This window comes from Lamprobacter sp. (assembly GCF_034860625.1).
Lineage (GTDB): Bacteria > Pseudomonadota > Gammaproteobacteria > Chromatiales > Chromatiaceae > Lamprobacter.
Window position 1 is genome coordinate 1 of sequence record NZ_JAYESN010000387.1, and the last position, 2163, is coordinate 2163.

The 2163-nt window shown below is 62.4% G+C and carries 1 protein-coding gene; it reads right to left on the reverse strand.

Going from position 1 to position 2163, the window contains the following annotated elements; all coding sequences use genetic code 11:
* Window positions 1–81: 81 nt before the first annotated feature.
* Entirely contained in the window at window positions 82–2013 is a 1932-nt protein-coding gene (gene dxs, locus VBE63_RS27905) for a 1-deoxy-D-xylulose-5-phosphate synthase (protein WP_323686249.1), read from the reverse strand.
* Window positions 2014–2163: the final 150 nt, after the last annotated feature.

The window sequence follows — 2163 nt, forward strand, 5'->3', positions numbered from 1 at the left end:
TTTGGCCCCTCAAGCCATAGCGTCAAGCTGATCAAGCAGGCACCCCAAGGCGCTGGTAGAGATTTGGACAGGCCCTAAGCCTCAACCGGCGCTCGCACCTTTCAGCCGGGTCTGATCCAAGCCGAGATCACGCATCTCCGCACGCACCGCTTCCTCAATGCCAGCGGCATCGAGCCCGCAAGCGGCGAGTTGCTGCTCATGACTGGCCTGTTCTTGGCAGCGATCGGGCAGCCCCAGATGCAGGCAGCGCACCAGCACGCCCTGCTCGGCCAGCAGCTCGGAGACCGCTGACCCGGCGCCACCCGCGACGGCGTTTTCCTCTACCGTCACCAGTAGTTGATGACGCTCGGCCATATCAAGGATCAGTCGATCATCCAGCGGTTTGACGAAGCGCATATTGACCACTGTCGCGTCCAAGCGCTCGCCGACCGCCTCGGCCGCCGCGACCCGACTGCCGAACGCCAAGAGCGCGACATCGCGCCCCTCGCGGCGGATCTCGGCCTGGCCAATCGGCAACAGCTCGCCCCCCGATTGATCGATCGCCACACCCGGACCACTGCCGCGCGGATAGCGCACCATTGCCGGCCCATCGTGCGCATAGGCGGTCTCCAGCATCCACCAGCATTCGTTTTCGTCCGCCGGCGCCATGATCAGGATATTCGGCAGCGGGCGCGTGTAGCTGTAATCGAAGGCGCCGGCGTGGGTTGGACCATCGGCGCCGACCAGGCCAGCGCGATCAACCGCGAAGGTCACATCCAGCCCTTGCAGGCAGACGTCATGCACCAGCTGATCGTAGGCACGCTGAAGGAAGGTGGAATAGATCGCGACCACCGGCTTCATTGCCTCGCAGGCCATGCCCGCCGCGAGGGTCACGGCATGCTGCTCGGCGATGCCGACATCAAAATAGCGATCGGGGAAGCGCTCGGAGAAGGCGACCATCCCCGAGCCTTCGCGCATCGCCGGCGTGATCGCCAACAGCCGCGAATCCGTCTTGGCGCGCTCGCAAAGCCAGTCGCCAAAGATCTGCGTATAACTCTTACTGCCGCTCTTCTTCGGCACGGCGCCGGTCTTTAGGTCGAAAGGGGTGACGCCATGATAGGTCGTCGGGGCGTGCTCAGCCGGCTCATAGCCATGGCCTTTCTGGGTGATCAGGTGCAAGAGCCGCGGACCCGGCATCTTTTTCATGTTACGCAAGGTCGCCACCACGGCATCCATGTCATGTCCGTCCACCGGTCCAATGTAGTTGAAGCCAAGCTCTTCAAACAAGGTGCTCGGCATCACCATGCCCTTAACGTGCTCCTCCCAGCGCCCAACCAGCTCGCGCAGCTGAGGCATTCCACGCAACGCGGTCTTACTGCCCTCACGCATCTTAGTGTAGAGCCCGCCAGAGAGCAGGCGCGCCAGATGACTGCTAATAGCGCCCACCGGGGGCGAGATCGACATCTCGTTATCGTTGAGGATGATCAGCAGATCGGGATCGAGCGGGCCGCCGTGATTCAAGGCCTCGAAGGCCATGCCGGCGCTGAGCGCGCCATCGCCGATGACGGCGATGATCTGGCGTTGCTCCCCCTTCTGCTTAGCGGCGATCGCCATGCCCAGCGCAGCGCTGATCGAGGTGCTGGAATGGCCAACGCCAAAGGTGTCATAGGGGCTTTCGGTCCGCTTCGGAAAACCCGAGAGCCCGCCCTGCTGGCGCATCCGAGCCATACGATCACGCCGCCCAGTCAGGATCTTGTGCGGATAGGCCTGATGGCCAACGTCCCAAATCACTCGATCGTGCGGTGTATCGAAGACGTAGTGCAGGCCAATGCTCAGCTCGACAACCCCCAGGCCAGCAGCCAAATGGCCACCTGTGCGCGAGACGCTATCGACGAGAAAGCCGCGCAGCTCGGTGGCAAGCTGTTTCAGATCACTGCTTGGCAGCAGCCTCAGATCGGCGGGATCATCAATAGTCGAGAGCAGTGGAAAAGGGTTCTCGGCGGCGCTTGAAGCGCCATGTAATGTATCAGACATGCTGTGGTAACCGGATGATCGGGCGAGCAAGTGGGGCGGATCAGTGTCAGGAAGGCGGTCACGAACTCCGGCCCGCCTGGCCGGATTCTAGTGCATCATTGCCCGCCCCGCATTTTTCCGAGGCTCATTGTGGGTTTTGAGGACATGCTT